At 66.1% G+C, this 637-nt stretch carries 1 protein-coding gene; it reads left to right on the forward strand.

Going from position 1 to position 637, the window contains the following annotated elements:
• The coding region (locus tag NA197_RS23390) for a sodium ion-translocating decarboxylase subunit beta (protein ID WP_438796709.1) at positions 1–637 on the forward strand (637 nt) is incomplete at both ends.

Consider the following 637-nt stretch of genomic DNA (forward strand, 5'->3'; position numbering starts at 1 on the left):
CGCCGGACGTGCACGCCATTAAAGAGGCATTAGCGCTGGCGCTGCCGTCGGTGCAGAGCCAGATGGAGAACCTGGCGGTGGACATGGGCTACACGCCGGGGGTGCTGGCGCTGTTCTATAAAGTGGCGATTGGCTCCGGCGTCGCGCCGCTGGTCATCTTCATGGGCGTCGGCGCGATGACCGACTTCGGCCCGCTGCTGGCCAACCCGCGCACCCTGCTGCTGGGGGCGGCGGCGCAGTTCGGCATCTTCGCCACCGTGCTGGGGGCGCTGACGCTGAACTACTTCGGCCTGATTGCCTTCACCCTGCCGCAGGCGGCGGCCATCGGCATCATCGGCGGCGCGGACGGCCCGACGGCGATTTATCTGTCGGGCAAGCTGGCGCCGGAGCTGCTGGGGGCCATTGCGGTGGCGGCGTACTCGTATATGGCGCTGGTGCCGTTAATCCAGCCGCCGATTATGCGCGCGCTGACCAGCGAGAAAGAGCGCAAAATCCGCATGGTGCAGCTGCGCACGGTGAGTAAGCGGGAAAAAATCCTCTTCCCGGTGGTGCTGTTACTACTGGTGGCGCTGCTGCTGCCGGACGCCGCGCCGCTGCTGGGGATGTTCTGCTTTGGCAATCTGATGCGCGAAAGCGG

Origin of the sequence: Salmonella sp. NW884, assembly GCF_051700745.1 — a bacterium.
In the GTDB taxonomy this organism is placed as follows: domain Bacteria; phylum Pseudomonadota; class Gammaproteobacteria; order Enterobacterales; family Enterobacteriaceae; genus Salmonella; species Salmonella enterica.